This is a genomic window from Streptomyces sp. NPDC005576 (genome assembly GCF_042871745.1).
Taxonomy (GTDB): Bacteria; Actinomycetota; Actinomycetes; order Streptomycetales; family Streptomycetaceae; genus Streptomyces.
Window position 1 is genome coordinate 12,592 of record NZ_JBIAJC010000021.1, and the last position, 25,713, is coordinate 38,304.

Annotated in this window: 24 protein-coding genes; 9 read left to right on the top strand and 15 right to left on the bottom strand. The window is 71.8% G+C overall.

What is annotated here, in order from left to right:
• Nucleotides 1-57: 57 nt before the first annotated feature.
• A complete protein-coding gene (locus tag ACFYPN_RS29950) occupies nucleotides 58-1,173 on the top strand; it encodes a glycerate kinase (RefSeq protein WP_389302688.1) in 1,116 nt (371 codons plus the stop codon).
• A 107-nt stretch (nucleotides 1,174-1,280) separates the two neighbouring features.
• Here ACFYPN_RS29950 and ACFYPN_RS29955 read toward each other — a convergent pair whose 3' ends face one another.
• Nucleotides 1,281-2,003 (bottom strand): PucR family transcriptional regulator, encoded by a 723-nt coding sequence (locus tag ACFYPN_RS29955; protein WP_389302585.1) that lies wholly within the window; start codon nucleotides 2,001-2,003, stop codon nucleotides 1,281-1,283.
• Between the two features lie 349 nt (nucleotides 2,004-2,352).
• Here ACFYPN_RS29955 and ACFYPN_RS29960 point away from each other — a divergent pair, with 349 nt between their 5' ends.
• From ACFYPN_RS29960 to ACFYPN_RS29980, 5 genes are read left to right on the top strand one after another with little or no spacing between them, the layout of a single operon-like run.
• Complete coding sequence (locus tag ACFYPN_RS29960) at nucleotides 2,353-3,150, top strand: ABC transporter ATP-binding protein (RefSeq protein ID WP_358765632.1); 798 nt, start codon at nucleotides 2,353-2,355, stop codon at nucleotides 3,148-3,150.
• Nucleotides 3,138-3,962, top strand: coding sequence for an ABC transporter ATP-binding protein (locus ACFYPN_RS29965; RefSeq protein WP_389302589.1), 825 nt, complete (start codon nucleotides 3,138-3,140; stop codon nucleotides 3,960-3,962). Before ACFYPN_RS29960 ends, ACFYPN_RS29965 begins: the two co-directional genes overlap by 13 nt.
• Entirely contained in the window at nucleotides 3,959-4,849 is an 891-nt protein-coding gene (locus tag ACFYPN_RS29970) for a branched-chain amino acid ABC transporter permease (RefSeq protein WP_389302592.1), read from the top strand. Before ACFYPN_RS29965 ends, ACFYPN_RS29970 begins: the two co-directional genes overlap by 4 nt.
• Nucleotides 4,842-6,002 (top strand): branched-chain amino acid ABC transporter permease, encoded by a 1,161-nt coding sequence (locus ACFYPN_RS29975; protein WP_389302595.1) that lies wholly within the window; start codon nucleotides 4,842-4,844, stop codon nucleotides 6,000-6,002. The genes ACFYPN_RS29970 and ACFYPN_RS29975 overlap by 8 nt, the downstream gene beginning before the upstream one ends.
• Nucleotides 5,999-7,249: an ABC transporter substrate-binding protein gene (locus ACFYPN_RS29980; protein WP_358765639.1), complete on the top strand. Its 1,251-nt coding sequence runs from the start codon at nucleotides 5,999-6,001 to the stop codon at nucleotides 7,247-7,249. The genes ACFYPN_RS29975 and ACFYPN_RS29980 overlap by 4 nt, the downstream gene beginning before the upstream one ends.
• A gap of 99 nt (nucleotides 7,250-7,348) precedes the next feature.
• Here ACFYPN_RS29980 and ACFYPN_RS29985 read toward each other — a convergent pair whose 3' ends face one another.
• The gene (locus tag ACFYPN_RS29985) at nucleotides 7,349-7,798 is read right to left on the bottom strand and encodes a hypothetical protein (RefSeq protein ID WP_389302597.1); all 450 of its coding nucleotides are present in this window, start codon (nucleotides 7,796-7,798) and stop codon (nucleotides 7,349-7,351) included.
• Nucleotides 7,799-7,896: 98 nt separating this feature from the next.
• Between ACFYPN_RS29985 and ACFYPN_RS29990 the strand changes: the two genes are divergently transcribed.
• Nucleotides 7,897-8,163: a UBP-type zinc finger domain-containing protein gene (locus tag ACFYPN_RS29990; protein WP_389302600.1), complete on the top strand. Its 267-nt coding sequence runs from the start codon at nucleotides 7,897-7,899 to the stop codon at nucleotides 8,161-8,163.
• A 96-nt stretch (nucleotides 8,164-8,259) separates the two neighbouring features.
• On the opposite strand, the gene pssA is transcribed toward ACFYPN_RS29990, so the two are convergent.
• The 8 genes from pssA to ACFYPN_RS30030 form a co-directional block, all read right to left on the bottom strand.
• The gene (gene pssA / locus ACFYPN_RS29995; RefSeq protein ID WP_389302691.1) at nucleotides 8,260-9,117 is read right to left on the bottom strand and encodes a CDP-diacylglycerol--serine O-phosphatidyltransferase; all 858 of its coding nucleotides are present in this window, start codon (nucleotides 9,115-9,117) and stop codon (nucleotides 8,260-8,262) included.
• Nucleotides 9,110-9,757, bottom strand: a complete 648-nt coding sequence (locus ACFYPN_RS30000; protein ID WP_358762061.1) for a phosphatidylserine decarboxylase — start codon at nucleotides 9,755-9,757, stop codon at nucleotides 9,110-9,112. Before ACFYPN_RS30000 ends, pssA begins: the two co-directional genes overlap by 8 nt.
• A gap of 180 nt (nucleotides 9,758-9,937) precedes the next feature.
• On the bottom strand, nucleotides 9,938-11,143 hold the full coding sequence (locus ACFYPN_RS30005) for an acyl-CoA dehydrogenase family protein (RefSeq protein ID WP_358762063.1): 1,206 nt from the start codon (nucleotides 11,141-11,143) through the stop codon (nucleotides 9,938-9,940).
• Nucleotides 11,144-11,154: 11 nt separating this feature from the next.
• Nucleotides 11,155-11,670: a MaoC family dehydratase gene (locus tag ACFYPN_RS30010; protein ID WP_358762065.1), complete on the bottom strand. Its 516-nt coding sequence runs from the start codon at nucleotides 11,668-11,670 to the stop codon at nucleotides 11,155-11,157.
• A 2-nt stretch (nucleotides 11,671-11,672) separates the two neighbouring features.
• Nucleotides 11,673-12,644, bottom strand: a complete 972-nt coding sequence (locus tag ACFYPN_RS30015) for a CoA ester lyase (RefSeq protein WP_358762067.1) — start codon at nucleotides 12,642-12,644, stop codon at nucleotides 11,673-11,675.
• Entirely contained in the window at nucleotides 12,641-14,653 is a 2,013-nt protein-coding gene (locus ACFYPN_RS30020) for a protein meaA (protein WP_358762068.1), read from the bottom strand. The genes ACFYPN_RS30015 and ACFYPN_RS30020 overlap by 4 nt, the downstream gene beginning before the upstream one ends.
• Nucleotides 14,654-14,662: 9 nt before the next feature.
• Complete coding sequence (gene ccrA, locus ACFYPN_RS30025) at nucleotides 14,663-16,036, bottom strand: crotonyl-CoA carboxylase/reductase (protein ID WP_358762070.1); 1,374 nt, start codon at nucleotides 16,034-16,036, stop codon at nucleotides 14,663-14,665.
• A gap of 391 nt (nucleotides 16,037-16,427) precedes the next feature.
• Entirely contained in the window at nucleotides 16,428-17,234 is an 807-nt protein-coding gene (locus ACFYPN_RS30030) for a GNAT family N-acetyltransferase (protein WP_389302605.1), read from the bottom strand.
• A 159-nt stretch (nucleotides 17,235-17,393) separates the two neighbouring features.
• Here ACFYPN_RS30030 and ACFYPN_RS30035 point away from each other — a divergent pair, with 159 nt between their 5' ends.
• Entirely contained in the window at nucleotides 17,394-18,221 is an 828-nt protein-coding gene (locus ACFYPN_RS30035; protein WP_389302608.1) for a restriction endonuclease, read from the top strand.
• A gap of 97 nt (nucleotides 18,222-18,318) precedes the next feature.
• Here ACFYPN_RS30035 and ACFYPN_RS30040 read toward each other — a convergent pair whose 3' ends face one another.
• Together ACFYPN_RS30040 and ACFYPN_RS30045 are read right to left on the bottom strand one after the other, a co-directional pair.
• Complete coding sequence (locus ACFYPN_RS30040; protein ID WP_358762076.1) at nucleotides 18,319-19,143, bottom strand: TetR family transcriptional regulator; 825 nt, start codon at nucleotides 19,141-19,143, stop codon at nucleotides 18,319-18,321.
• Between the two features lie 179 nt (nucleotides 19,144-19,322).
• On the bottom strand, nucleotides 19,323-21,104 hold the full coding sequence (locus ACFYPN_RS30045) for a 3-hydroxyacyl-CoA dehydrogenase family protein (RefSeq protein ID WP_389302611.1): 1,782 nt from the start codon (nucleotides 21,102-21,104) through the stop codon (nucleotides 19,323-19,325).
• A 363-nt stretch (nucleotides 21,105-21,467) separates the two neighbouring features.
• Between ACFYPN_RS30045 and ACFYPN_RS30050 the strand changes: the two genes are divergently transcribed.
• A complete protein-coding gene (locus ACFYPN_RS30050) occupies nucleotides 21,468-22,130 on the top strand; it encodes a HEAT repeat domain-containing protein (protein WP_389302694.1) in 663 nt (220 codons plus the stop codon).
• Here ACFYPN_RS30050 and ACFYPN_RS30055 read toward each other — a convergent pair.
• The 3 genes from ACFYPN_RS30055 to ACFYPN_RS30065 form a co-directional block, all read right to left on the bottom strand.
• Nucleotides 22,108-22,686, bottom strand: a complete 579-nt coding sequence (locus ACFYPN_RS30055) for a GNAT family N-acetyltransferase (protein ID WP_389302614.1) — start codon at nucleotides 22,684-22,686, stop codon at nucleotides 22,108-22,110. The genes ACFYPN_RS30050 and ACFYPN_RS30055 overlap by 23 nt on opposite strands.
• Nucleotides 22,687-22,741: 55 nt before the next feature.
• Nucleotides 22,742-24,337 (bottom strand): alpha/beta hydrolase, encoded by a 1,596-nt coding sequence (locus tag ACFYPN_RS30060; protein WP_358762083.1) that lies wholly within the window; start codon nucleotides 24,335-24,337, stop codon nucleotides 22,742-22,744.
• Between the two features lie 174 nt (nucleotides 24,338-24,511).
• Nucleotides 24,512-25,636, bottom strand: a complete 1,125-nt coding sequence (locus ACFYPN_RS30065) for an Rv2578c family radical SAM protein (RefSeq protein ID WP_358762085.1) — start codon at nucleotides 25,634-25,636, stop codon at nucleotides 24,512-24,514.
• Between the last annotated feature and the right edge of the window lie 77 nt (nucleotides 25,637-25,713).

A 25,713-nucleotide genomic window follows, 5' to 3' on the forward strand; every position in this document is an offset into this window, starting at 1 on the left:
GAGCGGCACGAGTGCCTGTTCGATAGCGAGGGATGCACGGTGGCGGACGGAGCAGAGATGGTGACCGCGCGGGTGCTTGTCGCAGCCGACAAGTTCAAGGGGTCCCTCACCGCGGCCCAGGTCGCGGAGCGGGTGACCACCGGACTGCGACGCGTCGTCCCCGGGCTGCAGGTGGAGACGCTGCCCGTCGCGGACGGCGGCGACGGTACGGTCGCCGCCGCGGTCGCCGCCGGGTTCACGCGCAGGGAAGCCCGGGTGACGGGCCCGCTCGGTGAGCCGGTGAACGCCGCGTACGCGTTGCGCGCCGCCACGGCCGTGGTGGAGATGGCGGAGGCCTCCGGGCTCCAGCACCTGCCGAAGGGCGAGTTCGCCCCCCTCACCGCGACCACGTACGGCTCCGGGGAACTGCTGCGGGCCGCACTCGACGACGGCGCCCGGACCATCGTCTTCGGCGTGGGCGGCAGCGCCACCACGGACGGCGGCGCGGGCATGCTGACCGCACTCGGGGCCCGCTTCCTGGACGAGGACGGCCGACCGGTCGGCCCCGGCGGCGGTGGACTCGCCCGCGTCGCGGAGGCGGACCTCTCCGGACTCGACCCGCGTCTCGCCTCCGTCGACCTCGTCCTCGCCAGCGACGTCGACAACCCGCTGACCGGCCCGAAGGGCGCCCCCGCCGTGTACGGACGTCAGAAGGGCGCCACCGAGGAGGACATCGCGGTCCTGGACGCCGCGCTCTCCCGCTACGCGGCCGTGCTCGGCCCCGAGCAGGCCGCGCTGCCCGGCGCCGGTGCGGCCGGCGGCATCGGCTACGGCGCGCTGGTGGGGCTGGGAGCCCGGTTCCGTCCCGGTATCGAGGTGATGCTGGACGTGCTGGGGTTCGCCCCCGCGCTCGCCCGCGCCACACTCGTCATCACCGGTGAGGGATCGCTGGACGAGCAGACCCTGCACGGGAAGGCCCCGGCCGGAGTCGCGGCTGCGGCCCGTGCCGCCGGTGTGGAGGTCGTCGCGGTGTGTGGCCGACTGACCCTCAACGCGGAGGAGTTGGAGAAGGCCGGCCTCGCGCGCGCCTACGCCCTGGCGGACCTGGAGCCCGACCCCGCCGTCTCCATGGCGCAGGCCGGGCCCCTGTTGGAGCAGACCGCGGAGACCATCGCCCGCGAGTGGCTCGCCTGATCGACGTCGTACGGCTCGGCGGTGTCCGACCATTCCCGCCGAACCGGCGCGAGTGGTCGGACACGGGCCCAGTACCCGGCGCGGTGGGATGCGCGTACCGGGCCCGTTCACCGCGGCGACGACAGCAGCCGGAGAGCGTCCAACGCCAAGGTGAGCTCCACCAGATCCCGCGGCCGGGAGAGTGACCTCGCGGTCAGCCGTTCCAGCCGCCGCAGCCGGTTGAGCACCGTGTTCCGGTGGCAGTACAGCCGGACCGCCGCCCGCCCGGCGGACCCCTCGCACTCCAGCCACGCGTCCAACGTCCCCACCAACAGCACCCGTTCGGTCTCCCGAAGCGAGAACAGCGGACCCAGCACGTCTGTGATCAGGCGGTCCGCCAGCTCCGGCTGACTCGCCAACAGCGCCGCAGGCAGGCCTTGCTCCAGCGTCAGGACCGTGGTCCCGTCCCGGGGACAGGTCAGCAGCGCCACCTCAGCCAGTCGCCGGCCCGCGGGCAGCCCGGCCAGGCCCCCGACGGCGGGGCCGACACCGCCCCGCCCGGCGCGCATGTCGTTCAACCACCGCGCCAGGCATGCGGGTTCCCGTTCTTCGAGGGCTACGACGACGAAGTCCCCCTCGGGCCCCGAATGCCGCAGGAACCGGTACCGGTCCGCCCCCGCGCCCGTGCTCCAGCCGCCGGACCCTGCGGTCGGCAGCGCCACGACGGCGTACCGCCCGTGCTCCGGCAGGCCCATGGCGGCAGCGGCCCGCCCGGCCAGCTCCGGCGTCACCGGCCCTGCCAGCAGCGCGCCGAGCAGTGTCCGTACTCCCTGGGACTCGCCCCGCGGCATGCTCTCCCCCTTCCCCCGCAGTGACCCTCCCGGCGAGTTCTGCCGGAGGTCCGCACGTCGTGGCGAGGATGACACCGGCCCCGCCGCTCCCGGACCGGCGAGCACCCCCTCTGTGCGCGCGCACAACCCGGCGCCGTCCTCGCTGGTCGCCCGCATCGAGTCCGCCGTGCGCCGTGGACGTGACGCGGGCACCGGTGCTGGTCTGTGCACCCCGGGGACGGGACGCGCCGGACCGGCGGCGGTAAGCGCAGGGCCGGGCGCCGGGTGGGCCGTCGTGCTCCCCGATCACGACGGCCCCGGCCGGACCCGGAGAAGACACCACGACGAGCAGGCGGAAGGAGGAGGACGCATGGCAACACTGGAGATCCGCTCGCTGTCCGTGGGCTACGGCCCGGTACGGGCTCTGCGGGACGTCTCGGTCGATGTGCCGGCCGGCACGATCACCGCCGTGCTCGGCGGCAACGGCGCGGGCAAGACCACGCTGCTGCGGGCCGTCTCGCGGACCCTCGGCTTCCACCGCGGAAGCGGTACCGGCACCATCCACTTCGACGGCCGCCCCCTGGGCGGGCTGCGGCCCGCACAGGTGGTCGCCGCCGGAGTGGTCCAAGTGCCCGAAGGGCGACAGGTGTTCGCCCGGATGACGGTGGCCGACAACCTGCGTGCCGGGGCCCTCGGAGCCCGTGGCGGACGGAAGGAGGCGGCCGGCGCACTGGCCCGCGTCCACGAGCTTTTCCCGGTGCTGGCCCAGCGCGCGCACCAGCGGGCCGGACTGCTGTCCGGCGGCGAACAGCAGATGCTGGCGATGGGGCGGGCCCTGATGGCCTGCCCGCGCCTGCTGCTGCTGGACGAACCCTCTCTGGGGCTCGCCCCGCTGATGGCGGCGAAGATCGCCGAGACCGTCCAGGAGATCAACGCGGGCGGCACCTCCGTGATGCTGGTCGAGCAGAACGCGGCCATCGCCCTGCGCCTCGCGTCCACCGCGTACGTCCTCGACGTCGGCGAGGTCGCCCTCGGCGGGCCGGCCGACGAACTCGCCGCCTCCGACGAGGTGCGCCGCCGTTACCTCGGCGTCGTGGACGAGACGGCGGCCGAGGACGCGGACGCCGCGGCCACCCCCTCCCGCACCTTGCGCAGGTGGTCGGCGTGACCACCTCGCCCGCCCCCGTCGGCACGGCACCCGGCACCACCTCGCCCGCCCCGCTCACCGTCCGTGACGTGACCGTCAGGTTCGCCGGACTGACCGCCCTCGACGCGGTCTCCTTCACCGTCGAACCCGGCAGCGTGCACGCGGTCATCGGCCCCAACGGCGCGGGAAAGTCGACCACGTTCAACGTGCTCTCCGGCGTCTACCGGGCCACCTCCGGCACCGTGCACCTGGGTGCCACCGAACTCACCGGGCTCCCCGCACACCGGATCGCCGCGCTCGGTGTCGCACGCACCTTCCAGAACCTCGCCCTCCCGCCGCACGCCACCGTCGCCGAGAGCCTGCTGCTCGGGCGGCACCGGCTGATGCGCTCCGGATTCGTCGCGTCCGGACTCCGGCTGCCTTCCGCGGTCCGGGAGGAGCGCCGCCACCTCGACCGGGTCCATGAGATAGCCGATTTCATCGGTCTCGCAGCGGAGTTGCACCGCCCGGCGGGGGCTCTGCCCTACGGCGCGCAGAAGTTGGTCGAACTCGGCCGGGCGCTCTGCATGGAGCCCGACGTCCTGCTTCTGGACGAGCCCGTCGCCGGCATGACCGCCGACGAGCGCCGCCGGACGGCCGCCGTGGTGGCCGGAGTCCGCGACAGCCTCGGCATCTCCATCGTGCTCGTCGAACACGACATGGGCGTGGTGATGCGGCTCGCGGACGCGGTGACCGTACTCGACTTCGGACGCAGGATCGCCGACGGCACCCCCTCCGAGGTCCAGAACGACCCGGCCGTCGTCCGCGCCTACCTGGGAGAAGAACAGGAATGACCACCTTCATCGAACTCCTCCTGGGCGGCCTCTCCATCGGCTCGGTCTACGCCCTCATCGCCCTCGGGTTCGTCGTCATCTTCAAGGCCACCGAGGTCGTCAACTTCGCCCACGCCTCCCTGCTCCTCGCCGGCGGATACGTGACCGCGGTGCTCCACGACGACATCGGCTTCTGGCCCGCGCTCGCCGCGGGCATCGCGGGCGCGGCCGTCGTCGGAGCCGCCGTCGAGTTCCTCGTCATGCGCCGCTACCGGGGCAGCGACCACAGCGTGCTGGCCATCGTCACCATCGGCGTCGACATCCTCCTCACCACCGAACTCACCCGGCGCATGGGCACCGACGTCCTGCCGATGGGTGACCCCTGGGGAAGCGGAGTCGTCACCGTCGGCGGGGTCACCCTCGCGCAGACGAGGATCGCCGCCTTCGTCGTCGCCGCTCTGCTCATCACCGTGTTCCTGCTCGCGTTCCGCTTCACCTCCTGGGGCGTTTCGATGCGAGCCGCCGCGGAGAACCCGCAGACCGCCGCCCTCATGGGCATCAGGCTCGGCCGGGTCTCGCTCGCCGCCTGGGCGGTGGCCGGGGCGCTCGCCGCCGTCGCTGCCCTCTTCCTCACCGTGTTCCCCACTCCCGGACTCGAACGAGCCACCTCGCTCGCCGCTCTCAAGGCGTTCCCCGCGGCGATCCTCGGTGGCCTCGACTCGACCACCGGAGCCCTCGCCGGCGGACTCCTCGTCGGCGTCACCGAGGCCTTCGCCACGGGCTACCAGAGCGATCTCTCCTTCCTCGGACGGGGAATCGGCGATCTCGCGCCCTACCTGGTGATGCTGATCGTCCTGCTGATCAGGCCCGCCGGACTCTTCGGCACGAAGGAGCCGGCCCGTGTCTGAGACCACGCCGGACGCCGCGCCCGACCGCGCACCCGTCCCGCCCACCCCGCCGTCCCTTCCGTCCACGGCCCACGCCACGTCCCCAGCGGCCCGCGCGTACGGCGAACGCCTCCGGGGCCCGCGCCCGTACCTCTGGCTCGCCGGATCGGTGCTGCTCCTGGCGTTCCCGTTCTACCTGGACCGCTTCTGGCTCCAGGCCGGACTGTTCGCCATGGCCGCCGCGATCGGTGCCATCGGGATCAACCTGCTGACCGGCGCGACCGGCCAGCTCTCCATGGGGCACGCCTTCTTCCTCGCCGTCGGCGCCTACGGATACTGCGTCCTCGCGGAGGAGCCGAGCAACGAGAACGGCCACAGCCTGACCGGCCTCGGCCTGCCGACCTGGCTCGCGGCGATCCTCGCCGTGGCGCTGGCCGGCCTGGCGGGCGGGATCTTCAGCCCGATCGCGGGCCGGCTGCGCGGCGCCTACCTCGGTATCGCCACCCTGGCACTCATCTTCATCGGCCAGCACGTGCTGTTCAACGCGGGCTCGCTCACCGGCGGTTTCAACGGCCGCGCCGTCCCCCCGCTGTCGGTCTTCGGATTCACCTTCGACGACAGCGAACTCCTCGTCGCCGCCGTGCCGTTCGAGTCCTCCGAGAAGCTCTGGTACCTGGCCCTCGCCGCCCTCCTGCTCAGCGGCCTCTTCGCCCGCGGAGTACTGCGCGGCAGGCCGGGCCGTGCGCTCAACGCCATCCGGGACCACCGGATCGCCGCAGGGGTGATGGGCGTCCCGGTGGCCCGGTACCGCGCCGGGGTCTTCGTCCTCTCCTCCATGTACGCGGGCCTCGCGGGCGTCCTGCTCGCCCTGGTCTTCCAGCGGACCGTCCCCGAGTACTTCGGCATGGTCCTCTCGCTGGAGTACCTCGCCATGATCGTCATCGGCGGTCTCGGCACGGTCGCCGGCGCGGTGGTCGGCGCCGCATTCGTTTCCCTGCTCCCGCAGGTGCTCACCCACTACAGCGAGTCCCTCCCGCTGGTCTCCGCCCCCGGTACGGGCGGAATCGCACCCGGCGAGGCGTCCCGCTATCTCTACGGCGCCGCGATCGTCGCGGTGGTCCTGTTCATGCCCGGTGGCCTTACGCGTCCGAAGAAATCAGGGGAGAAGAAATGAGAAAGCGTGTGCTCGGAGCCGTCGTCGCGGCTCTCGCCCTCACCCTCGCGGGGTGCAGCGGAAAAGCCACCGAAGGGAAGGACACCGAGGCGGACAAGGGCGGCATCAAAACCGGCCGGGGCGTCACCGACTCGGCCATCACCCTCGGTTCACTGACCGACATGACCGGGGTGTACGCCTCGCTCGGCAAGAGCGTCACCCAGGCCCAGCAACTCTGGGTGAAGCAGACCAACGCCGCCGGCGGCATCTGCGACCGCAAGATCGAACTGACCGTACGCGACCACGGCTACGACCCGCAGAAGGCCATCGCCGCCTACACCGAACTTGAACCCGAGGTCCTGGGCTTCACCCAGTTCATCGGCTCTCCGTTCGTCGCCGCCGTCGAGCAGCGCATCGACGGCCAGGACCACGGGGTGGTACTGCCGCAGGCATGGTCGGCCAACCTGCTCGGCTCCCCGTACGTCCGCGTCATCGGAGCGACGTACGACATCGAGACCATCAACCTCATCGACTACCTGCTCACCGAGAGGCGCATCGCCAAGGGCGACAAGATCGGTCAGGTGTACTTCGAGGGCGACTACGGCGAGAACGCGCTCGCCGGGGCGAAGTACGCGGCCGGGCAGTCCGGCCTCACCGTCGTCGAGCAGAAGATCAAGCCCACCGACAACGACATGACGGCGCAGGTCTCCGCCCTCAAGCAGGCCGGCGTCAAGGCGATCATCGTCAGCGCCGGCCCCCGCCAGGCCGCCTCGCTCGTCGGGGTCGCCGCCGCGACCGGCTTCAAGGTGCCGGTCGTCGGCAACAACTCCGCTTTCGCACCGCAGCTGCTCGCGACCCCGGCCGGCCCGGCACTGCTGGGCGACTACTACGTCGCCGCCTCCACCCTGCCCATCGGTGACCCGGGCGCCGGGCCGTCGAAGCTGGCGAAGGAGTACGCGGCCGAGTACCCGAAGGACGGCCTCGACAACGGCGTCGTCGCCGGGTGGACCGCCGCCTCCGTCTACGGCGAGGCGCTGAAGAAGGCATGCGACGCCAAGGACCTCACCCGCGAGGGCGTCGACAAGGCACTGCTGACCATCAAGGGCTACGGCGCCGAGTTCGGGATGTCCCACGACTTCACCGATCCGAAGGCGCCCTCCACCCGGCAGAGCGTCATCATGAAGCCCGACGCGAAGGCCCCGGGCGGCCTCAAGGTGATCCGCCCGGCGGCGGTCTCGCCCGCGGCCGAGTCGTACACCGTGAAGTAGCCCCGCCCCGCACGAGAACACGCCGACCGCGCACCGCGCCGAAGGGCCCCGCGTCTCCGGGCCTTCGGCGCGGTGCGCACCCTCGCGCCCCGCCCGCGATCAGACCGCCGACAGCGTCCGCCGGGCGGAGGCCCAGACGGTCAGCGCCAGGGTGAGGAGCACCCCGGCTCCGGTCATCACCCCACCCCACCCGCCGCTCTGCCAGAGGGCGGACGCCAGCGCGGAACCGATCGTGCCGCCGAGGAAGTTGCCGGTGACGGAGGTGGTGTTCAGCCGGCTGCGGCTCTGCGGCTCCACGCTCATCAACCGGGTCTGCCCGAGGACGTTGCTCCCCTGGGTGCCGACGTCCAGCAGCAGTACGGCGATCAGCACGACCACGATCGAACGGCCGCCGAACCCGGCGAGCACGACCGCGGCCGGCGCGAGCAGCAGAGCGGCGCCGGTGCCGCGTACCGACCATCCCCGGTCGTGCAGGCGGCCTCCCCGGTGGGGACGGGCCTGAATCGCGTATCGCGTCCGCAGCAGGGGGCTGGTTGACCATGGGCACAACAGAACCAGGACGACCCCGGCCCCCGCTCAGGCGGAATCCGGCACGCGCGAGGCCCCCACGCCCTGCCGCCCGGCGGACACGGTCGTACGCTCGGCACATGGCCCTCTGCAACGATCTGGACCGGGCGAGCCCGGACACCGCCCCCGCCCCTCCCGCCGACGCCTGCGCCGACTGCCTGGCCGTCGGCCGGGACGACTGGGTGCACCTGCGACTCTGTCTGACCTGCGGCCGGGTGGCATGCTGCGACAGCTCGCCACTGCGGCACGCGACCGCCCACTACGGTGCGTCCGGGCACCCCGTCATGCGCTCCCACGAGCCGGGCGAGGAGTGGCGCTGGTGCTTCCGCCACGAGGTGCTCGGCTGAGACGGCGGGTCCCCCGGCAGGACACCGCCCGGACGCGCGAGAGGCCCGGATGCTCAGGGCATCCGGGCCTCTTCCGCGTCACGCGTACGGCGGGGGCTACGGCAGCTGGGCCGCGCGGGCCTCTCGCCGGTTGCCGCGGAAGGTGTTCACGCGCCGCGCGGTCGCGAAGAGCGGGATCACCGCGCCCAGCACGACCTGGAGCGCGCAGCCGGTCTGGAGCAGCAGCTTCCCGCCGGGGGCGTCGAACGCCCAGGCCGCGAGCAGCCCCATCGCGGCCACGATCCAGCCGAGCATCGCCACCGCGAGCACTCCGCGCGGCTTCGGGTACTCGACCCGGCTGACCATCAGCCACGCCACCCCGACGATCGCGAGGAGGGTGGGCACGAAGGGCAGCTCCAGGAGCACGATCGAGACGACCGTCAGCGCTCCGAAGGGGCTCGGCATGCCTTGGAACATGCCGTCCTTCAGGGTCACGCAGGAGAACCGCGCGAGCCGTAGCACCACCGCCAGCAGCACCACGATCGCCGCGAGCGCGGACACCCGCTGGTGCGCGTCGTCCGCGACCATCCCGTAGACCAGCACGAAGTACGCCGGCGCGAGACCGAAGCTGATGAGGTCGGAGAGGTTGTCCAGCTCCGCGCCCATCGGCGACGACCGCAGCTTGCGGGCGACCAGCCCGTCGAAGAGGTCGAAGACGGCCGCCATCAGCATGAGGATCACCGTGGTGGCGGCGGAGTGACGCGCCATGCCCGACTCGTCACTGCCCGTGAGGTGCGGGATCAGAATGCCCGTGGTGGTGAAGTACACCGCCATGAACCCGCAGGTGGCGTTGCCGAGGGTGAGGGTGTCCGCTATCGACAGGCGCATGGAGAGGGGCATGTCCTGGGCGTCGTCCCCAGCGCCGTCATCGGCGGACTCGGGCACCCAGTCGGCCTGGGTGTCCGGATCAATCACGGTCAATTCGAGTCACCCCCGCGGTGGTGGCCTGGCCGACCTCGACCGCGACCTCGATGCCTTCCGGCAGGTAGATGTCGACGCGCGAGCCGAAACGGATCAGGCCGATGCGCTCACCCTGCTCGACCTTCGTGCCCTGGGGGATGTAGGGCACGATGCGACGCGCGACCGCGCCGGCGATCTGGATCATCTCGATGTCGCCGAGCTCGGTGTCGAAGTGCCAGACAACGCGCTCGTTGTTCTCGCTCTCCTTGTTGAACGCCGGGACGAACCCGCCCGGCACGTGCTCGACCGACGTCACGGTACCGGCCAGCGGAGCGCGGTTGACGTGGACGTTGAGCGGGCTCATGAAGATCGCGACGCGGGTGCGCCCGTCCTTCCACGGCATGATGCTCTGCACCACACCGTCGGCCGGGGAGATGACCCGGCCCTGCGCGATCTCGCGCTCGGGGTCGCGGAAGAACCACAGCATGCCCGCCGCGAGCGCGGTGGTGGGCACGGCCACGGCCGCCCAGCGGCCGGACTTGCGCGCCCGGGTCAGGCTGAGCGCCGCGGTGGCGACGGTCGGGAGGAGCCACGGCGATGCTCCGCGAGCGATGCGGACCCCGCCGCGGTTTGCGGAGGTAGGGCTGTCGGGCATGAATGACCTTCGTAGCGGATGATGCCGCGCTGGCAACGGGGGACGGCGGCTTTCCGTCGATGCTATCGGGTGGTGGCCACAACTGGGCAAGCCAGCAGCCGAGTCGGACCGCTGGAAGACCCCGCCCCAGGATCACTGAATGTGATCTTCTTCGCGGCCAAATCCCCTGATAAGGGACGATCAACCCTGCAAGCGGTACTCCTCCAGAAGTCGGCGGCCAATGATCATTTTCTGGATCTCGGCGGTACCCTCACCGATCAGCAGCATCGGGGCCTCGCGGTAGAGGCGCTCGATCTCGTACTCCTTGGAGAAGCCGTAGCCGCCGTGGATGCGGAAGGCGTCCTCGACGACTTCCTTGCAGTATTCGGAGGCGAGGTACTTCGCCATCCCTGCCTCCAGGTCGTTACGTTCCCCGGAGTCCTTTTTGCGGGCCGCGTTTACCATCATCGCATGCGCCGCTTCGACCTTGGTGGCCATTTCAGCCAATTTGAACTGGATGGCCTGGTGCTGGGCGATCGGCTTTCCGAAGGTCTGACGTTGCTGGGCGTACGAAACGCCCAATTCGAATGCACGTTGAGCGACGCCGCAGCCACGCGCCGCCACGTTGACCCGGCCGACCTCGACTCCGTCCATCATTTGGTAAAACCCTCGGCCGGTGGTGCCCCCGAGGACGCGATTGGCCGGAATGCGTAGTCCGTCCATGATGAGTTCGGTGGTGTCGACGCCCTTGTAGCCCATCTTGTCGATCTTCCCCGGGATGGTGAGGCCGGGCCTGACCTCCCCGAAGCCGGCCTCCTTCTCCACCAGGAAGGTCGTCATCGACTTGTGCGGCGCCGTTCCCTCGGGGTGTCCTTCGTCACTCCGGCAGAGAACGGCCACCAGGTTCGACGTGCCGCCGTTGGTGAGCCACATCTTCTGGCCGTCGAGGACGTACTCGTCGCCGTCCCGCACCCCCTTGGAGGTGATCGCCGACACGTCCGAGCCGAGACCCGGCTCCGACATCGAGAAGGCGCCCCGCACCTCGCCCAGGGCCATGCGCGGCAGGAAGGTGTCCTTCTGCTCCTGCGTGCCGTGCTGCTTGAGCATGTACGCCACGATGAAGTGGGTGTTGATGATCCCCGACACGCTCATCCAGCCACGGGCGATCTCCTCCACGCACAGCGCGTAGGTGAGGAGCGACTCGCCCAGGCCGCCGTACTCCTCCGGGATCATCAGCCCGAACAGGCCCAGCTCCTTGAGCCCTTCGACGATCTGGGCCGGGTACTCGTCGCGGTGCTCCAGCGCCGTGGCGACCGGGATGATCTCCTTGTCGACGAAGTCCCGTACGGTGGAGAGGATTTCCTCCTGGACGTCGGTCAGACCTGCGGTCCGGGCGAGTCGCGTCATGACGGCTTCTCCTATGACTTCGCTTGGTTGGCGGGGGTGGGCCGGCCGGGCTGCTCGCCGCCGCGTGCCTCGATGTACTCCTGCGTGGGCACCATCACCTTGCGCCGGAAGACGCAGACGACGGTTCCGTCCTGCTTGTAACCCCGGGTCTCGACGTACACGATGCCCCGGTCGCTCTTGGACTTCGACGGCGTCCTGTCGAGCACGGTGGTCTCGCCGTAGATCGTGTCGCCGTGGAAGGTGGGTGCGATGTGCCGCAGCGACTCCACCTCCAGGTTGGCGATGGCCTTCCCCGAGACGTCCGGTACGGACATGCCCAGCAGCAGCGAGTACACGTAGTTGCCGACGACCACGTTCTTGCCGAAGTCGGTCGTGTTCTCCGCGTAGTTGCTGTCCATGTGCAGCGGGTGGTGGTTCATGGTCAGCAGGCAGAAGAGGTGGTCGTCGTACTCGGTGACCGTCTTTCCCGGCCAGTGCTTGTAGACCGCGCCGACCTCGAACTCCTCGAAGGTGCGTCCGAACTGCATGATCAGGCCTCCGGGGCTTCGAACTTCGAGGTGCGCCGCATCCCGGCCGCCCGTCCCTTGCCCGCGACGACCAGCGCCATCTTGCGGCTGGCCTCGTCGATCATCTCGTCGCCGAGCATCGCCGAGCCCTTCTTGCCGCCCTCCTCCGAGGTGCACCAGTCGTAGGCGTCGAGGATCAGCTCGGCGTGGTCGTAGTCCTCCTGCGAGGGCGAGAAGACCTCGTTGGCCGCGTCGACCTGGCCCGGGTGCAGTACCCACTTGCCGTCGAAGCCCAGCGCCGCGGCCCGGCCGGCCACCTCGCGGTAGGCGTCCACGTCACGGATCTGCAGGAACGGTCCGTCGATCGCCTGCAGATCGTGCGTACGGGCCGCCATCAGGATGCGCATGAGGATGTAGTGGTACGCGTCGGCGCTGTAGCCGGGCGGCTGCTGGCCGACGACCAGGGTCTTCATGTTGATGGACGCCATGAAGTCGGCCGGGCCGAAGATCAGCGTCTCCAGCCGGGGCGAGGCCGCCGCGATGGTGTCGATGTTCACCAGGCCCTTGGCGTTCTCGATCTGCGCCTCGATGCCGATCCGGCCGACCTCGAAGCCCATCGTCTTCTCGATCTGGGTGAGCAGCAGGTCCAGCGCCACGACCTGCTCGGCGTCCTGGACCTTCGGCAGCATGATGCAGTCGAGGTTCGGCCCGGCGCCCTCGACGACCGTGATGACGTCCCGGTAGGTCCAGTGCGTGGTCCAGTCGTTGACCCGCACCACCCGGGTCTTGCCGGTCCAGTCGCCGTTGTTGAGCGCGTCGACGATGGTGTGCCGCGCCCCTTCCTTGGCGAGCGGGGCGCAGGCGTCCTCCAGGTCGAGGAAGACCTGGTCGGCGGGGAGCCCCTGGGCCTTCTCCAGGAAGCGCGGGTTGGAGCCGGGCACGGCCAGACACGAGCGGCGGGGGCGCAACCGGTTCACGGGCGTGGGCGTGGTCATGCGGGGACCTCCAGAGGATCGAGCTTGTTCGCTTTGCGGATCTCGTCGACGATACGGCCGATGATCTCCGTGATACCGAAGTCCTTCGGGGTGAAGACCGCGGCGACCCCGGCCCGGACGAGAGCGGCGGCGTCGGCGGGCGGGATGATCCCGCCGGCGATCAGAGGTACGTCGTCCGCGCCGGCCTCGCGCAGCCGGTGGAGCACGTCGGGGACGAGCTCGGCGTGCGAGCCGGAGAGGATGGACAGGCCCACGCAGTGGACGTCCTCGGCCAGCGCGGCGGAGACGATCTGTTCGGGCGTCAGCCGGATTCCCTGGTAGACCACTTCGAAGCCGGCGTCGCGGGCGCGTACGGCGATCTGCTCGGCGCCGTTGGAGTGCCCGTCGAGACCCGGCTTGCCGACCAGCAGGCGCAGCCGTCCGCAGCCGAGGTCCTCGGCGGTGCGGGCGACCTTCGCGCGGACCGCCGCCAGCGGGGTGCCCGGCTCCGCGGTGACGGCGACCGGCGCGGAGGAGACCCCGGTCGGCGCCCGGAACTCGCCGAACACGTCCCGCAGCGCCCAGGACCACTCCCCGGTGGTCACCCCGGCGCGGGCGCACTCGACGGTCGCGGCCATGAGGTTCTCCGTACCGGCGGCGGCCTTCTTCAGGGCCGCCAGCGACTCGGTGGCACGCGCCTCGTCGCGTCCGTCGCGCCAAGCGTGCAGGGCGGCCACCACCCGCGCCTCGTTCTCGGGGTCCACCGTCATGATGGCGCCGTCCAGGTCCGCGGTGAGCGGGCTGGGCTCGGTCGACCGGTGGACGTTGACACCGATGATCTTCTCCTCGCCGCTCTCGATGCGGGCCCGCCGGGCGGCGTGCGAGGCGACCAGCTCGGACTTGAGATAGCCGGACTCGACGGCCGCCATCGCGCCGCCCATCTGCTCGATCCGGTCGATCTCCTCCAGCGCCTCCTCCACCAGGGAGTCCACCTTCGCCTCGATCACCCGCGAGCCCGCGAAGATGTCCTCGTACTCCAGCAGGTCGCTCTCGTGCGCGAGGACCTGCTGGATGCGGAGCGACCACTGCTGGTCCCAGGGGCGCGGCAGCCCCAGCGCCTCGTTCCACGCGGGCAGTTGCACCGCGCGGGCGCGGGCGTCCTTGGAGAGGGTGACGGCCAGCATCTCCAGCACGATGCGCTGGACGTTGTTCTCCGGCTGCGCCTCGGTGAGACCGAGGGAGTTGACCTGGACGCCGTAGCGGAACCGCCGCTGCTTGGGGTCGGTGATGCCGTACCGCTCGCGGGTGATCCGGTCCCAGATCCGGCCGAACGCGCGCATCTTGCACATCTCCTCGATGAAGCGGACGCCCGCGTTCACGAAGAAGGAGATGCGCGCGACCACCGCGCCGAACTTCTCCTCGGGCACCTGCCCGGAGTCGCGCACCGCGTCCAGCACCGCGACGGCCGTGGACATGGCGTACGCGATCTCCTGGACGGGTGTGGCCCCGGCCTCCTGGAGGTGGTAACTGCAGATGTTGATCGGGTTCCACTTGGGGACCCGGTCGACCGTGTACGTGATCATGTCGGTGGTCAGCCGCAGGGAGGGTCCGGGCGGGAAGACGTGCGTCCCGCGCGAGAGGTACTCCTTGACGATGTCGTTCTGCGTGGTGCCCTGGAGTCTGCCCGGCTCGGCGCCCTGTTCCTCTGCGACCACCTGGTAGAGCGCCAGCAGCCACATCGCGGTGGCGTTGATCGTCATCGAGGTGTTCATCTGCTCCAGCGGGATGTCCTGGAACAGCCGGCGCATGTCGCCGAGGTGGGAGACCGGCACGCCGACCCGCCCGACCTCGCCCCGGGCGAGGACGTGGTCGGGGTCGTAACCGGTCTGGGTGGGCAGGTCGAAGGCGACGGAGAGGCCGGTCTGGCCCTTGGCGAGGTTGCGGCGGTAGAGCTCGTTCGACGCCTCGGCCGTCGAGTGGCCCGCGTAGGTCCGCATGAGCCAGGGACGGTCCTTGTGACGTTCGGTCATCGGAAGACCTCAGAGGCTCGGGGTGGAGGGGGTGGAACGTTCCGCCGGGGTGTCGCGGAACAGGTTGATGGCGTCGATGTGCTTCGCGCGCAGTTCCTCGTCGCGCACGCCCATGCCCTCGCGCGGGGCCAGGGCGAGGACGCCGACCTTGCCCTGGTGGACGTTGCGGTGGACGTCGTGGGCGGCCTGGCCGGTCTCCTCCAGCGTGTACACGCGGGAGAGCGTCGGGTGGATCTTGCCCTTCGCCACCAGCCGGTTCGCCTCCCACGCCTCGCGGTAGTTGGCGAAGTGCGAGCCGACGATCTTCTTGAGCGACATCCACAGGTAGCGGTTGTCGTACTCGTGGGTGTACCCGGAGGTGGAGGCGCAGGTGACGATGGTGCCGCCCTTGCGGGTCACGTAGACGGAGGCGCCGAAGGTCTCGCGGCCGGGGTGCTCGAAGACGATGTCGACGTCCTCGCCGCCGGTCAGCTCGCGGATGCGCTTGCCGAACCGCTTCCACTCGCGGGGGTCCTGGTGGTTCTCGTCCTTCCAGAACTTGTAGCCCTCGGCGTTGCGGTCGATGATCGCCTCGGCGCCCATCCGCCGGCAGATGTCCGCCTTCTGGTCGTTGGAGACCACGCAGATCGGATTGGCGCCGCCGGCCAGCGCGAACTGGGTGGCGTAGGAACCGAGTCCGCCGCTCGCGCCCCAGATCAGGACGTTGTCGCCCTGCTTCATGCCGGCGCCGTTGCGCGAGACGAGCTGGCGGTAGGCGGTCGAGTTGACGAGGCCGGGGGCCGCCGCCTCCTCCCAGCTGAGGTGGGCGGGCTTGGGCATCAGCTGGTTGGACTTGACGAGGGCGATCTCGGCGAGCCCGCCGAAGTTGGTCTCGAAGCCCCAGATGCGCTGCTCGGGGTCGAGCATCGTGTCGTTGTGGCCGTCGGACGACTCCAGTTCGACGGAGAGGCAGTGCGCGACGACCTCGTCCCCCGGCCGCCAGGCGTTCACGCCGGGGCCGGTGCGCAGCACGACGCCCGCCAGGTCGGATCCGATGACGTGGTACGGCAGGTCGTGGCGCTTGGTCAGCTCGCTGAGCCTGCCGTAACGCTCCAGGAACCCGAAGGTGGAGACCGGCTCGAAGATCGACGTCCAGACGGAGTTGTAATTCACCGAGCTGGCCATGACGGCCACCAGGGCTTCGCCCGGGCCGAGTTCGGGCACCGGGACCTCGTCGAGGTGGAGCGATTCGCGCGGGTCCTTGTCGCGGGTGGCCCGCCCCTCGAAGATTCCCGCTTCGTCCTTGTGCACGGTCACGGCGCGGTACGACTCGGGGAGGGGCAGCGCCGCGAAGTCGGCTGCGGTGCTCTCCTGCGACTGGATCGCGTCCAGGATTTCCTTCACGGTGATGCCTCCGGCGGATGGTGTCTCCCCTGCTCGAACGGGCCGAGAGTCAGGGGAACGCTGGTGAGGAACGCTTCGGTGGTCCCTGCGGACAGGGAGCGGTGCGGTCTGGAGGTGTGCCGTCGGTTCGGCGGGTGGTGCTCGGCGTGCTCGGTGGAGCGGAAGGGTGCCTGTGACGCAGGCGTCCGGGCGCGCGGGCACGGTCGGCTCGCGGGGACAGCCGGCGTACGTGAGATCCGGTACGCCGGCCGCCCGGACTCCTTCAACGTATGGCACTGCGTGACAGCTGACAAGGCACCGAGTGCCAACAATTTCTCTCAGTTGTCATCCACCGGGCACGCATGAGCACCACGATGGGCGTTCTGACGCGGTCTGTCCCGCAGGAGAGGGGCTACGGCGCGATGCGGTACACGTACGGCGTCGTGGTGGCGAGCGCCGCGAAGCCCAGCCGCGCCAGGATCGGGGCGGAGTCCGCGGACGCGTCGACCTGGAGGTACCGGTAGCCCCGCGCGGCGGCGGTACGGGCCCGGTGGGCGACCAGCGCGCGGTAGATGCCGCGCCCGCGCCAGGCCGGATGCGTACCGCCGCCCCAGAGCCCCGCGAAACCCGTGCCCGCGCACAACTCCATCCGCGCCGCGCTGACCGGCAGCCCGGCCGCCACCGCGACCAGCCCGAAGAACTCCTCCGGCGCCGCCGCCAGCCGCGCCAGCATGTGATCGCGCAGCGACGACGCGTCCCTGCCGAACGCCGCCTCGTGCGCCTCGGTCATCAGCCGCACCCCGGCCTCATCGTGCACCTCGCGCAACTCGACCCCGGGGGGCGGCCCCGCGTCGGCCGGCACGTCCTCCACCGCCGCCACCATCAACGTCTCCGGCGGCTCCGGGGCGAACCCCGCAGCCCGCAGCCGGTCCGCCAGTGAGGCGGGGCGGTCGTGGCTGTAGAGCTTCCACTCGAAGGACGTGACACCGCGTGCCACGCGCTGCGCCTCGTAGTGCGCGACCTGCGCCGCCACGGCGGCACCGGCGCTCTCTTCGTCGAGCGTGGGGGAGGACCACACCACACCGTTCCAGTCGTCCGGGCCCCCGCTCTGGCGGACCACCGGCCCGTCCCGCTCCACCCGCACACCGGGGCCGTCGGGGCGGGCGTGTTCCCGCATCTCGTGATCGAACAGGGCAAGAAGTTCCTCGTGGGTACGCATCGGCGTACCCGATCACACGGCAGGGGCCCCGGCCACCGGGTTTCGGCCGGACCTGAATCGATCACCGGTCTGCGGGCAGACGCCGCATCAGATGATCTTGCGCCTCGCAGGACACGCGGTCGGGACACGGACCCGGCCAGGACGAGGGGTGGAAACGGGATGCCGACAGGGATACGCGGGCGTACGCGATCACGCCGCAGCGACTTCAGCCTCCGCCGCACGACCGTGGGATTCGCCCTCGCGGCGCTCCTGCTCTGGGTCGGCGGCCTGATCTTCCGCGGCCTCCGGGAGAGCGTGGGCGGCCATCCCTTCCTCTGGGGCGCCCTCGCCCTGGCCGTCTGCGCGGGTGCGGTCCTGCCGCTGCGCCGACGCCACCGGCGCAGGCGCGCCGCACGGCTGGCCGCAGCCGTCACCGAGGCCGCGGAGGACCTGGTGGACACCGCGCTGGCGGAGATCGACGAGGCGGCCGCGGCGGCGCAGCAGGCCGCGCCGATGCCCGCGTACGGAACCGGGTACGAACCCGTCCCCGAGCCGGGGTACGAGGTCCTGTACGAGCCGGCGCCGGTGGACTTCGCGGCACTGGACCCGTACGCCTTCGAGGAGGCCGTGGCGGACCTCTGCCGCCGCGACGGCTGCCGCGACGTGGAGGTGGTGGGCGGCGCCGGAGACCTCGGCGCCGACGTGCTCGCCACCGCTCCCGACGGCCGCCGCGTCGTCGTCCAGTGCAAGCGGTACGGCCCCGCGAACAAGGTCGGCTCGCAGGACCTCCAGCGCTTCGGCGGGACCTGCTACGCGGTGCACGGCGCCGAGACCGCGGTCGTGGTCACCACCGGCGAGTTCACCGCGCCCGCCGCCGAGTACGCGGCGGCCTGCGGCATCGCCTGCGTGGACGCGGACGCCCTGACGGGCTGGAGCGACGGGACGCTGCCCCCGCCGTGGGAGCTCCCCGCGGCCGTCGGTGGGTCCGGTCTGCGCGAGCCCGTCTGACCCGTCCGACCCGTCGGAGCCCGTCTCGGCCCGACCGCCCATGCGTCCCGGGTCCGGGGCGGGGCCGACCGCTTGCGCCGGCCTGCGGAGCCCGCGCTCAGCGCTCCTTCAGGGCCTGCTGGATCGTGCGCATGACCTCCTCCAGCGGGGCGTCCGTCCGCGCCACCGCGACCAGCACCTCGCCGTCCGCGGAGACCGAGGCGGCCGGGGGCGCGGGGTCCTTCGCCGGCTCGGCGCCGGCGGTCCGGCCCGCGCCGATACCGGTGCCGAAGGTCTCCCGGACGATGGCGAAGGCATGGTCCAACTGGGACTCGACGTCGCCCTGGCCGTCCGCCCGCAGCCAGCGGCGCAGCACGTGGTTGTGGGCGGTCACGACGGCGGACGCGGCGACCTCGGCGAGCAGCGGGTCGTCGTTGCCCACATGGCTGTCGCGCTCGTCGAAGTGGCCCAGCAGATAGCGCGTGAAGAGACGCTCGTAGCGGGCCACCGAGGCGATCTCCGCCTCGCGGAGCGCCGGCACCTCGCGGGTGAGTTTGTAGCGGGCCACGGAGACGGCAGGCTTGGCCGCGTACATCTTCATGACCTCCTTGATGCCCCGGCACACCGTGTCGAGCGGGTGCTCGTGGGCGGGAGCCGCGTTCAGCACCGCCTCGGCCCGCACCAGGGTGTCGTCGTGGTCCGGGAAGATCGCCTCCTCCTTCGACCGGAAGTGCCGGAAGAAGGTCCGCCGGGCCACGCCCGCGGTACCGGCGATCTCGTCCACCGTGGTGCCCTCGTACCCCTGCGTCGCGAAGAGCTCCATGGCGGCGGTGGCCAGCTCGCGGCGCATCTTGAGCCGTTGTGCGGCAGCACGAGTGACTGCCGTGCTTTCCGGGGCGTCGGAGGCGGCGGTGGCACGGGGTGACCTGGCGGGCTGGGACATGGGGTGAACGTACTCCATGGGTGCGGGGGAGTGCGCCGGAGGTGGCGTCGCGCGGTGGCGTCGCGCGGACCGGGGCCGGCCGCGACCGGCCGGGACACCGGCCCCGCACGGCCCTGGACGAAAGGGACGGCCGGCGGGCAGCCGCGGAGCGGGCCACCCACCGACCGGAGGTGCCAAGATCAGCGCCGGGCGTGCTCGCGGAAGCCGCGCCCCGTCTTCCGGCCCAGGCACCCCGCCGCGACCAGGTGCTCCAGCAGCGGTGCCGGCGCCAGACCGGGATCGCGGAACTCCTGGTGCAGCACCTTCTCGATGGCCAGGGAGACGTCCAGCCCGACCACGTCCAGCAGTTCGAACGGACCCATCGGATAGCCGCCGCCGAGCTTCATCGCGGCGTCGATGTCGTCCAGCGTCGCGTAGTGCTCTCCCACCATCTTGATCGCGTTGTTGAGGTAAGGGAAGAGCAGCGCGTTCACGATGAAACCGGCCCGGTCGCCGCAGTCCACCGGGTGCTTGCGCACCTTCACGCAGACCTCCCGCACGGTGGCGTGCACGTCGTCGGCGGTCAGCACGGTGCGGACCACCTCGACGAGCTTCATCGCGGGTGCGGGGTTGAAGAAGTGCATGCCCACCACGTCCTGGGGGCGGGACGTCGCGCGCGCGACGGAGACCACCGGCAGCGAGGAGGTCGTGGTGGCGAGCACCGCGCCCGGCTTGCAGACCTTGTCGAGGGTCGCGAAGAGCTGCTGCTTGACGAGCAGATCCTCGGCGACCGCCTCCACGGCGAGATCGACGTCGGCGAACGCGTCCAGCGAGCCGGCCGGCGTGATCCGGGCGAGCGTCTCGTCCCGGGCCTCGGAGGTCAGCCGCCCCTTGGTGACCGAGCGGTCGAGGGACCTGGCGATCCGGCCCTTGGCGGCGTCCGCCTTCTCCGGGGTCCGGGCGGCGAGCACCACCGCGTACCCGGCCTTCGCGAAGACCTCGGCGATGCCGGACGCCATGGTGCCCGAACCCGCCACCCCGACGCCGGTGACCTTGCGCCCGGTGACACCGGGCGTCCCCCCGACCGGCGTGAGCGCGTCCGGAACCACGTCCTGACTGCCCGGCGCCGCGTACGAGTAGAAGCCGCGGCCCGCCTTGCGGCCGGTCAGCCCGGCCTCGCTGAGCTGGCCGAGGACGGGGGCGGGGGCGTGCAGCCGGTCGTGCGAGGCCGCGTACATGGCCTCCAGCACCGTGCGGGCGGTGTCGATGCCGATCAGGTCGAGCAGCGCCAGCGGCCCCATCGGGAGCCCGCAGCCGAGCCGCATCGCGGCGTCGATGTCCTCGCGGGAGGCGTAGTTCGCCTCGTACATGGCGGCGGCCTGGTTGAGGTAACCGAAGAGCAGTCCGTCCGCGACGAATCCCGGGCGGTCGCCGACCGCGACCGGCTCCTTGCCCAGCTCGCGCGCCAGCCGGGTGACCGCCTCCACGGCGGGCGGGGCGGTCAGCACCGAGGAGACCACCTCCACGAGCTTCATCGCCGGTGCCGGGTTGAAGAAGTGGAGCCCGAGCACCCGCTCGGGGCGCTGCGACTCGGCGGCCAGCCGGGTCACGGACAGGGCGTTGGTCCCGGTCGCCAGGATCGTGCCCGGCGCCACGACCGCGTCCAGCTCCCGGATCACCTGCTGCTTGATCTCGTAGGACTCCGGCACCACTTCGATGACCAGTTCGGCGTCGGCGGCGGCCGACAGGTCGGAGAAGGTACGGAAACGGCCGAGGGCGTCGTCGCGTTCCCGCTCGGTGAGGCGCTCCCGGCGCACGGCGCGGGCGGTGGAAGCCTCCAGTGAGGCGACCGCCCGACGGGCCGCCGCCGGGTCGATGTCGATGCCGATGACCTCGCGTCCGGCACGGGCCAGGACTTCGGCTATGCCGGTGCCCATGGTGCCGAGGCCGACGACGGCGATGGTGGTGAACGGGGTGTCCATCACGGGACTCCAGGGTGAGTGACGACTGTGAGGGAGCACGGCGCGCACGAGGGGCGGAGGAACGCGCGCGTGCGGAAGGCGTGTCGAGGTGTACGGGGCCGGACCGCGGGACACACGTCCCGGGCCCGGAGAGGGGACGGACCCTGTCCCGGGTCGCGTCACACGGGGCTTTCGCTTCTCGCGAGGGCCGCCGAACCGACATGCACTCCGGATGGCTGCGTCACCAGGCCACCGGAGTCTGCGGGGAGTGTGCCCCGCTCACATGAGAGTAACCGGCGGGTAACGAGCGCGCCAGCCCGGAACCCTTGTGCTCTGGACCACATATGACCCTGTGTGCGAATGCCCGCACCCCCCGCACGGAACGTGTCCGTGGATACGCTGAGCGTCATGGACGAGGAGTCGCGAGCGCTCACACAGCCGCTCACCGGGTCGGCCACGGATCTGCTTGCCGAGTCGCTCACCGAGTCGCTCACGGCCCGGCTGCGGGAGGAAGCCGGCCCGGCGGGGGAGGCGGAGTGCGCGCGGCTCGCCGCCACCGCAGACCCGGCGGAACTCGCCCGGGCGCTCGTCGAATCCGGACGCCCCCTCTGGTGCCGGGAACTCGCCGCCTTCCGGCTCGGCTGCGCCGGGGACCGCCGCGCCTTCGAGGCGCTGGTGCTGCTGCTCAACCACCGTGACCCCGAGCGCGGCGCCTGTGCCGCCCACGCGCTCGCCGAACTGGACGACCCGCGCACGCCCCGCGCGGCCGCCGCGCTCGCCACCAACCCCCTGCGCTCCGCGTACGCCCTCCACCCCGTGCGGCTGCTGACCACCCTGCGCGCCCCGGAGTCGGCTTCCGCGCTGATCACCGCACTGGAGGGACTGCTCGCGCCCGAGGTGCCGCACTGGACGGTGGCGCTGGCGTGCGTGGAAGGGCTCGGGCAGCTCGGCGACGGCCGGGCCCGGCCCGTCCTGGAGTCCGCGCTGCACCATCCCAGGCTCTCGGGCGCCGCCGCCGACGCCCTCAGCCGGCTGCCGGCGGGGTGAGGGCCCGGACGTACCGGACCTCGGGAACCATCAGGCCACCCGCCTCGAAGTCCTCCTCCGCCCCGTCCGGAGCGAACCCCGCGCGCTCGTAGAAGCGGCGCGCCCCGGTGTTCTCCCGCAGCACCCAGAGCGCCAGGGTCGGGAACCCGTCCGCCGCCGCCCGGCCCATGATTTCGGCGAGCAGGGCGCCCCCCGTGCCGGCTCCCGTGCGGTCGGGCCGTACGTAGAGCGTGTACAGCTCACCGCCCTCGGTCCGGCGCCCGTCGTCCTCGCGGTAGGCGCCGTAACAGGCCCAGCCGACGACCTCCGCCGCCGGTGAACCGGGCGGCCCGCTCACCGCCACCAGGTTCACCGCGCCGCCCCCGGCGAGCCGCTTGCGGCGGGTCTCGGTCTCCCGGCCGACGTCCATCGCGTCCAGATACGCCTGCGGCAGCAGCCCGCGGTACGCGGACTGCCAGCCGCGCACCCGTATCGCCGCGACCGCCTCGCAGTCCTCGTCGGTCATCTCGCGCAGGTACGGGCCCGGAGCGGGCGCGGGGGTGTGCCGTGTCGTCATGACGGCCATCCTGGAGCACACCCCGCAGGGGACTTCCGCCGGGCCCGCCCGCGGATCAGCCCCGGAAGCCGAGCAGCCCGTGCAGGGTTCCGCCGCCGTTGCCCGAGGTGGTCCCGCTGTCGGTCGCGCGCAACGCCCTCCCGGCGGGCAGCGGTTCCGGATCCGGCCGCGCCGCGCAGACCGCGTCCGGGTGCTCGCCGTCGCCCGCGGCCGGTACGGCGCCGGTGGCGAGGTACTCCGACAGGTACGTGTCGAGGCAGGTGTTGCCGCTCAGGGTGATGCCGTGGTTCCCGCCGCCCTGCTCCACGACCAGACGGGAACCCCTGATCCTGCGGTGCGCGCTCAGGCCGCCCTCGTACGGCGTGGCCGCGTCCTCGGTCGCCTGGAAGAGGAGCACCGGCGGCACCGCGTCGTTCGAGATCCGGACCGGGGCGAGCGGCTCCACCGGCCAGCTCGCGCACGGCGCGTTGTACCAGGTGTTGTTCCAGGTGATGAAGGGCGCCTTAGCGTCCACCGCCCGCGCGTCGTTGCGCCAGGTGCTCCAGTCCCGGGGCCAGGCGGCGTCGCGGCACTGGACCGCCGTGTAGACGGAGTAGCCGTTGCTGTCGTCGCCCGCCTCACCGAACCGTTCGTAGGCGGCGAGGAGCGCCTTGTCGTCGGCGTCGTTCACGTACGACGCGAACGCCTCGGCGAGGTGGGGCCAGTAGCCGTTGTAGTAGCCGCCCGGCAGAAAGGTGTCCTCGAGCTCCCCGGGTCCGACCTTGCCACCGGCCGGCTTCTCGGCGACCGCCGCCCGCATCCGGTACCAGGCCGACTCGACGGCGGCGGGGTCCGTACCGAGGTGGTAGGTCGCGTCGTTCTTCGCCACCCACGCGGCGAAGGCCTTGTGGCGGGCGTCGAACGCGTAGTCCTGGGCGATGTTGTCCTCGTACCAGACGCCCTCGGGGTCCACGACGGAGTCGAGCACGAACCGCCGCACGCGCTCCGGGTGGAGCTGGGCGTAGACCGCGCCGAGGTAGGTGCCGTAGGAGTAGCCGAAGTAGTTGATCCGCCGGGCGCCGAGGGCCTCGCGGATCACGTCCAGGTCATGGGCCGCGCTCACGGTGTCCATGTACGGCAGCAGGTCGCCGTGCGTGTCTCCGCAGGCCGCGGCGAACGAGGCGGCCCGGTCGCGGAGGGCCCGTTCGGCGGCGGGGGACCCGGGTACCGATCCGGGGCGCACCGGCTCGAAGTAGCCCGGCACGCAGTCGAGTCGCGGGGTGCTCTTCCCGACGCCGCGCGGATCGAAGCCGATCACGTCGTAACTCGCGGCGACCTTCGCGGGCAGCGCCGTGGACACGAAACCGGCCAGATTCAGTCCGCTGCCGCCGGGGCCGCCCGGGTTGACCAGCAGCGGGCCCTGGAAGGTCTTCGCGGTGTGCGGGACGCGGGTCAGCGCGAGCGTGACCCGGCGGCCGTCGGGGTGGGCGTGGTCGAGCGGGGCCCGGACGGTGGCGCACTGCAGCGTGGGCCGGGCGTCCGTCGCGCACGAGGTCCACTTCAGGGGTGTGGGGGCGGCGCCGGTGTCGGCTGTCGCCGGAGCGGGCGCGCCGGTCACCAGACCGGCGACCACCGCACTCGCGGCGATCAGGATTCCTGCACGGTTCGTCATACGGCCTCCCGGGGCGAGGGATCGCGGCTGCGGGGGGCGCAGCCTCGGCCGGATGCTCCCCGCGATCGGCGGGGGAGGGACGCGGCGCGGGCGGAGTTGACCCGTACGGGCGGACGGTCCGGCGTCACGCCCGGACGCGGACCCGCCCTGGCCGGGGTCCGCTCCGGGCCCGGCTCAGAGGAGCGTGAGCTGGGTGGGGCCCGGGGCCGCCCCGGTCGCGGAGCCGGCCGGCGGTGCGATCTTCCGGGCGGCGCCCCGGGTGGGCGGGCCGATGCCGAACTCGGCGGCGATCTCGTGGACCTGCCGGGTGATCTGCCGCTGGTACCAGGTAGGGGCGTACGAGCCGCCCGCGTACATCCGCTCGTACCGCGCGACGAGGTGCGGGTGGTGGCGGCCCAGCCACTCCATGAACCACTCGCGGGCGCCCGGACGCAGGTGCAGCACCAGCGGGGTGACCGAGGTGGCACCCGCCTCGGCGATCGCCCGGACCGTGGCCCGAAGCTGCGCGGGGCGGTCCCCGAGGAACGGGATCACGGGAGCCATCAGGACCGCACACCCGATGCCCGCGTCGGTCAGGGTGCGTACGGCGTCCAGCCGGCGTTCGGGGGCCGGGGTACCGGGTTCCACCGTGCGCCAGAGCTCGCGGTCGACGAACCCCACCGAAACGGAGACCCCGACGTCGGTCACCTCGGCGGCCTGGCGCAGCAGATCCAGATCGCGGAGGATCAGCGTGCCCTTGGTCAGGATGGAGAACGGGTTGGCGCGGTCGCGCAGGGCACCGATGATCCCGGGCATCAGGCGGTACCGGCCCTCCGCGCGCTGGTAGCAGTCGACGTTGGTGCCCATGGCGAGGTGGTCCCCGCGCCAGCGGGGTGAGGCCAGTTCGCGCCGGAGCAGCTCCACAGCGTTGATCTTGACGACGATCTGGGAGTCGAAACCGGCCCCGGTGTCCAGGTCCAGATAGCTGTGGGTCTTACGGGCGAAGCAGTAGACGCACGCGTGGCTGCATCCCCGGTACGGGTTGAGCGTCCACTCGAACGGCATCCGGGAGGCCCCGGGCACCCGGTTCACGAGCGAGCGCGCCCGGATCTCGTGGAAGGTCATGCCGCGGAATTCCGGAGTGTCGAAGGTACGGCTCGTCACCGCTTCCGCGGCGAAGAGGGCGGCGGCCCGCGGCCTGCTCGCGGTCGCAGGTCCGGCATCCGGGCCGGCGGCGGTGTCTCCGGCGTCCACGGCGGCAGCGGCCTCATCGGCGTTCGCAGCGTTCGCGGCGTTCTCGGCCAGGTGGTCCCAGCGCATCGGCACCTCCTCGGTGGCTCGAGTCCGACAATAGAACAAATGTTCCCTTGATCGTGCGGAGCTCACCTCTGGAGGGT

What these genes read in the sequence shown, in the direction of transcription:
- ACFYPN_RS29950 (WP_389302688.1), top strand. Translation starts at nt 58, where the DNA reads ATGGTGACCGCGCGGGTGCTTGTCGCAGCCGACAAGTTCAAGGGGTCC.
- ACFYPN_RS29955 (WP_389302585.1), bottom strand. Translation starts at nt 2,003, where the DNA reads ATGCCGCGGGGCGAGTCCCAGGGAGTACGGACACTGCTCGGCGCGCTG.
- ACFYPN_RS29960 (WP_358765632.1), top strand. Translation starts at nt 2,353, where the DNA reads ATGGCAACACTGGAGATCCGCTCGCTGTCCGTGGGCTACGGCCCGGTA.
- ACFYPN_RS29970 (WP_389302592.1), top strand. Translation starts at nt 3,959, where the DNA reads ATGACCACCTTCATCGAACTCCTCCTGGGCGGCCTCTCCATCGGCTCG.
- ACFYPN_RS29980 (WP_358765639.1), top strand. Translation starts at nt 5,999, where the DNA reads ATGAGAAAGCGTGTGCTCGGAGCCGTCGTCGCGGCTCTCGCCCTCACC.
- ACFYPN_RS29990 (WP_389302600.1), top strand. Translation starts at nt 7,897, where the DNA reads ATGGCCCTCTGCAACGATCTGGACCGGGCGAGCCCGGACACCGCCCCC.
- ACFYPN_RS30000 (WP_358762061.1), bottom strand. Translation starts at nt 9,757, where the DNA reads ATGCCCGACAGCCCTACCTCCGCAAACCGCGGCGGGGTCCGCATCGCT.
- ACFYPN_RS30005 (WP_358762063.1), bottom strand. Translation starts at nt 11,143, where the DNA reads ATGACGCGACTCGCCCGGACCGCAGGTCTGACCGACGTCCAGGAGGAA.
- ACFYPN_RS30010 (WP_358762065.1), bottom strand. Translation starts at nt 11,670, where the DNA reads ATGCAGTTCGGACGCACCTTCGAGGAGTTCGAGGTCGGCGCGGTCTAC.
- ACFYPN_RS30015 (WP_358762067.1), bottom strand. Translation starts at nt 12,644, where the DNA reads ATGACCACGCCCACGCCCGTGAACCGGTTGCGCCCCCGCCGCTCGTGT.
- ACFYPN_RS30020 (WP_358762068.1), bottom strand. Translation starts at nt 14,653, where the DNA reads ATGACCGAACGTCACAAGGACCGTCCCTGGCTCATGCGGACCTACGCG.
- ACFYPN_RS30030 (WP_389302605.1), bottom strand. Translation starts at nt 17,234, where the DNA reads ATGCGTACCCACGAGGAACTTCTTGCCCTGTTCGATCACGAGATGCGG.
- ACFYPN_RS30035 (WP_389302608.1), top strand. Translation starts at nt 17,394, where the DNA reads ATGCCGACAGGGATACGCGGGCGTACGCGATCACGCCGCAGCGACTTC.
- ACFYPN_RS30040 (WP_358762076.1), bottom strand. Translation starts at nt 19,143, where the DNA reads ATGTCCCAGCCCGCCAGGTCACCCCGTGCCACCGCCGCCTCCGACGCC.
- ACFYPN_RS30045 (WP_389302611.1), bottom strand. Translation starts at nt 21,104, where the DNA reads ATGGACACCCCGTTCACCACCATCGCCGTCGTCGGCCTCGGCACCATG.
- ACFYPN_RS30055 (WP_389302614.1), bottom strand. Translation starts at nt 22,686, where the DNA reads ATGACGACACGGCACACCCCCGCGCCCGCTCCGGGCCCGTACCTGCGC.
- ACFYPN_RS30060 (WP_358762083.1), bottom strand. Translation starts at nt 24,337, where the DNA reads ATGACGAACCGTGCAGGAATCCTGATCGCCGCGAGTGCGGTGGTCGCC.
- ACFYPN_RS30065 (WP_358762085.1), bottom strand. Translation starts at nt 25,636, where the DNA reads ATGCGCTGGGACCACCTGGCCGAGAACGCCGCGAACGCTGCGAACGCC.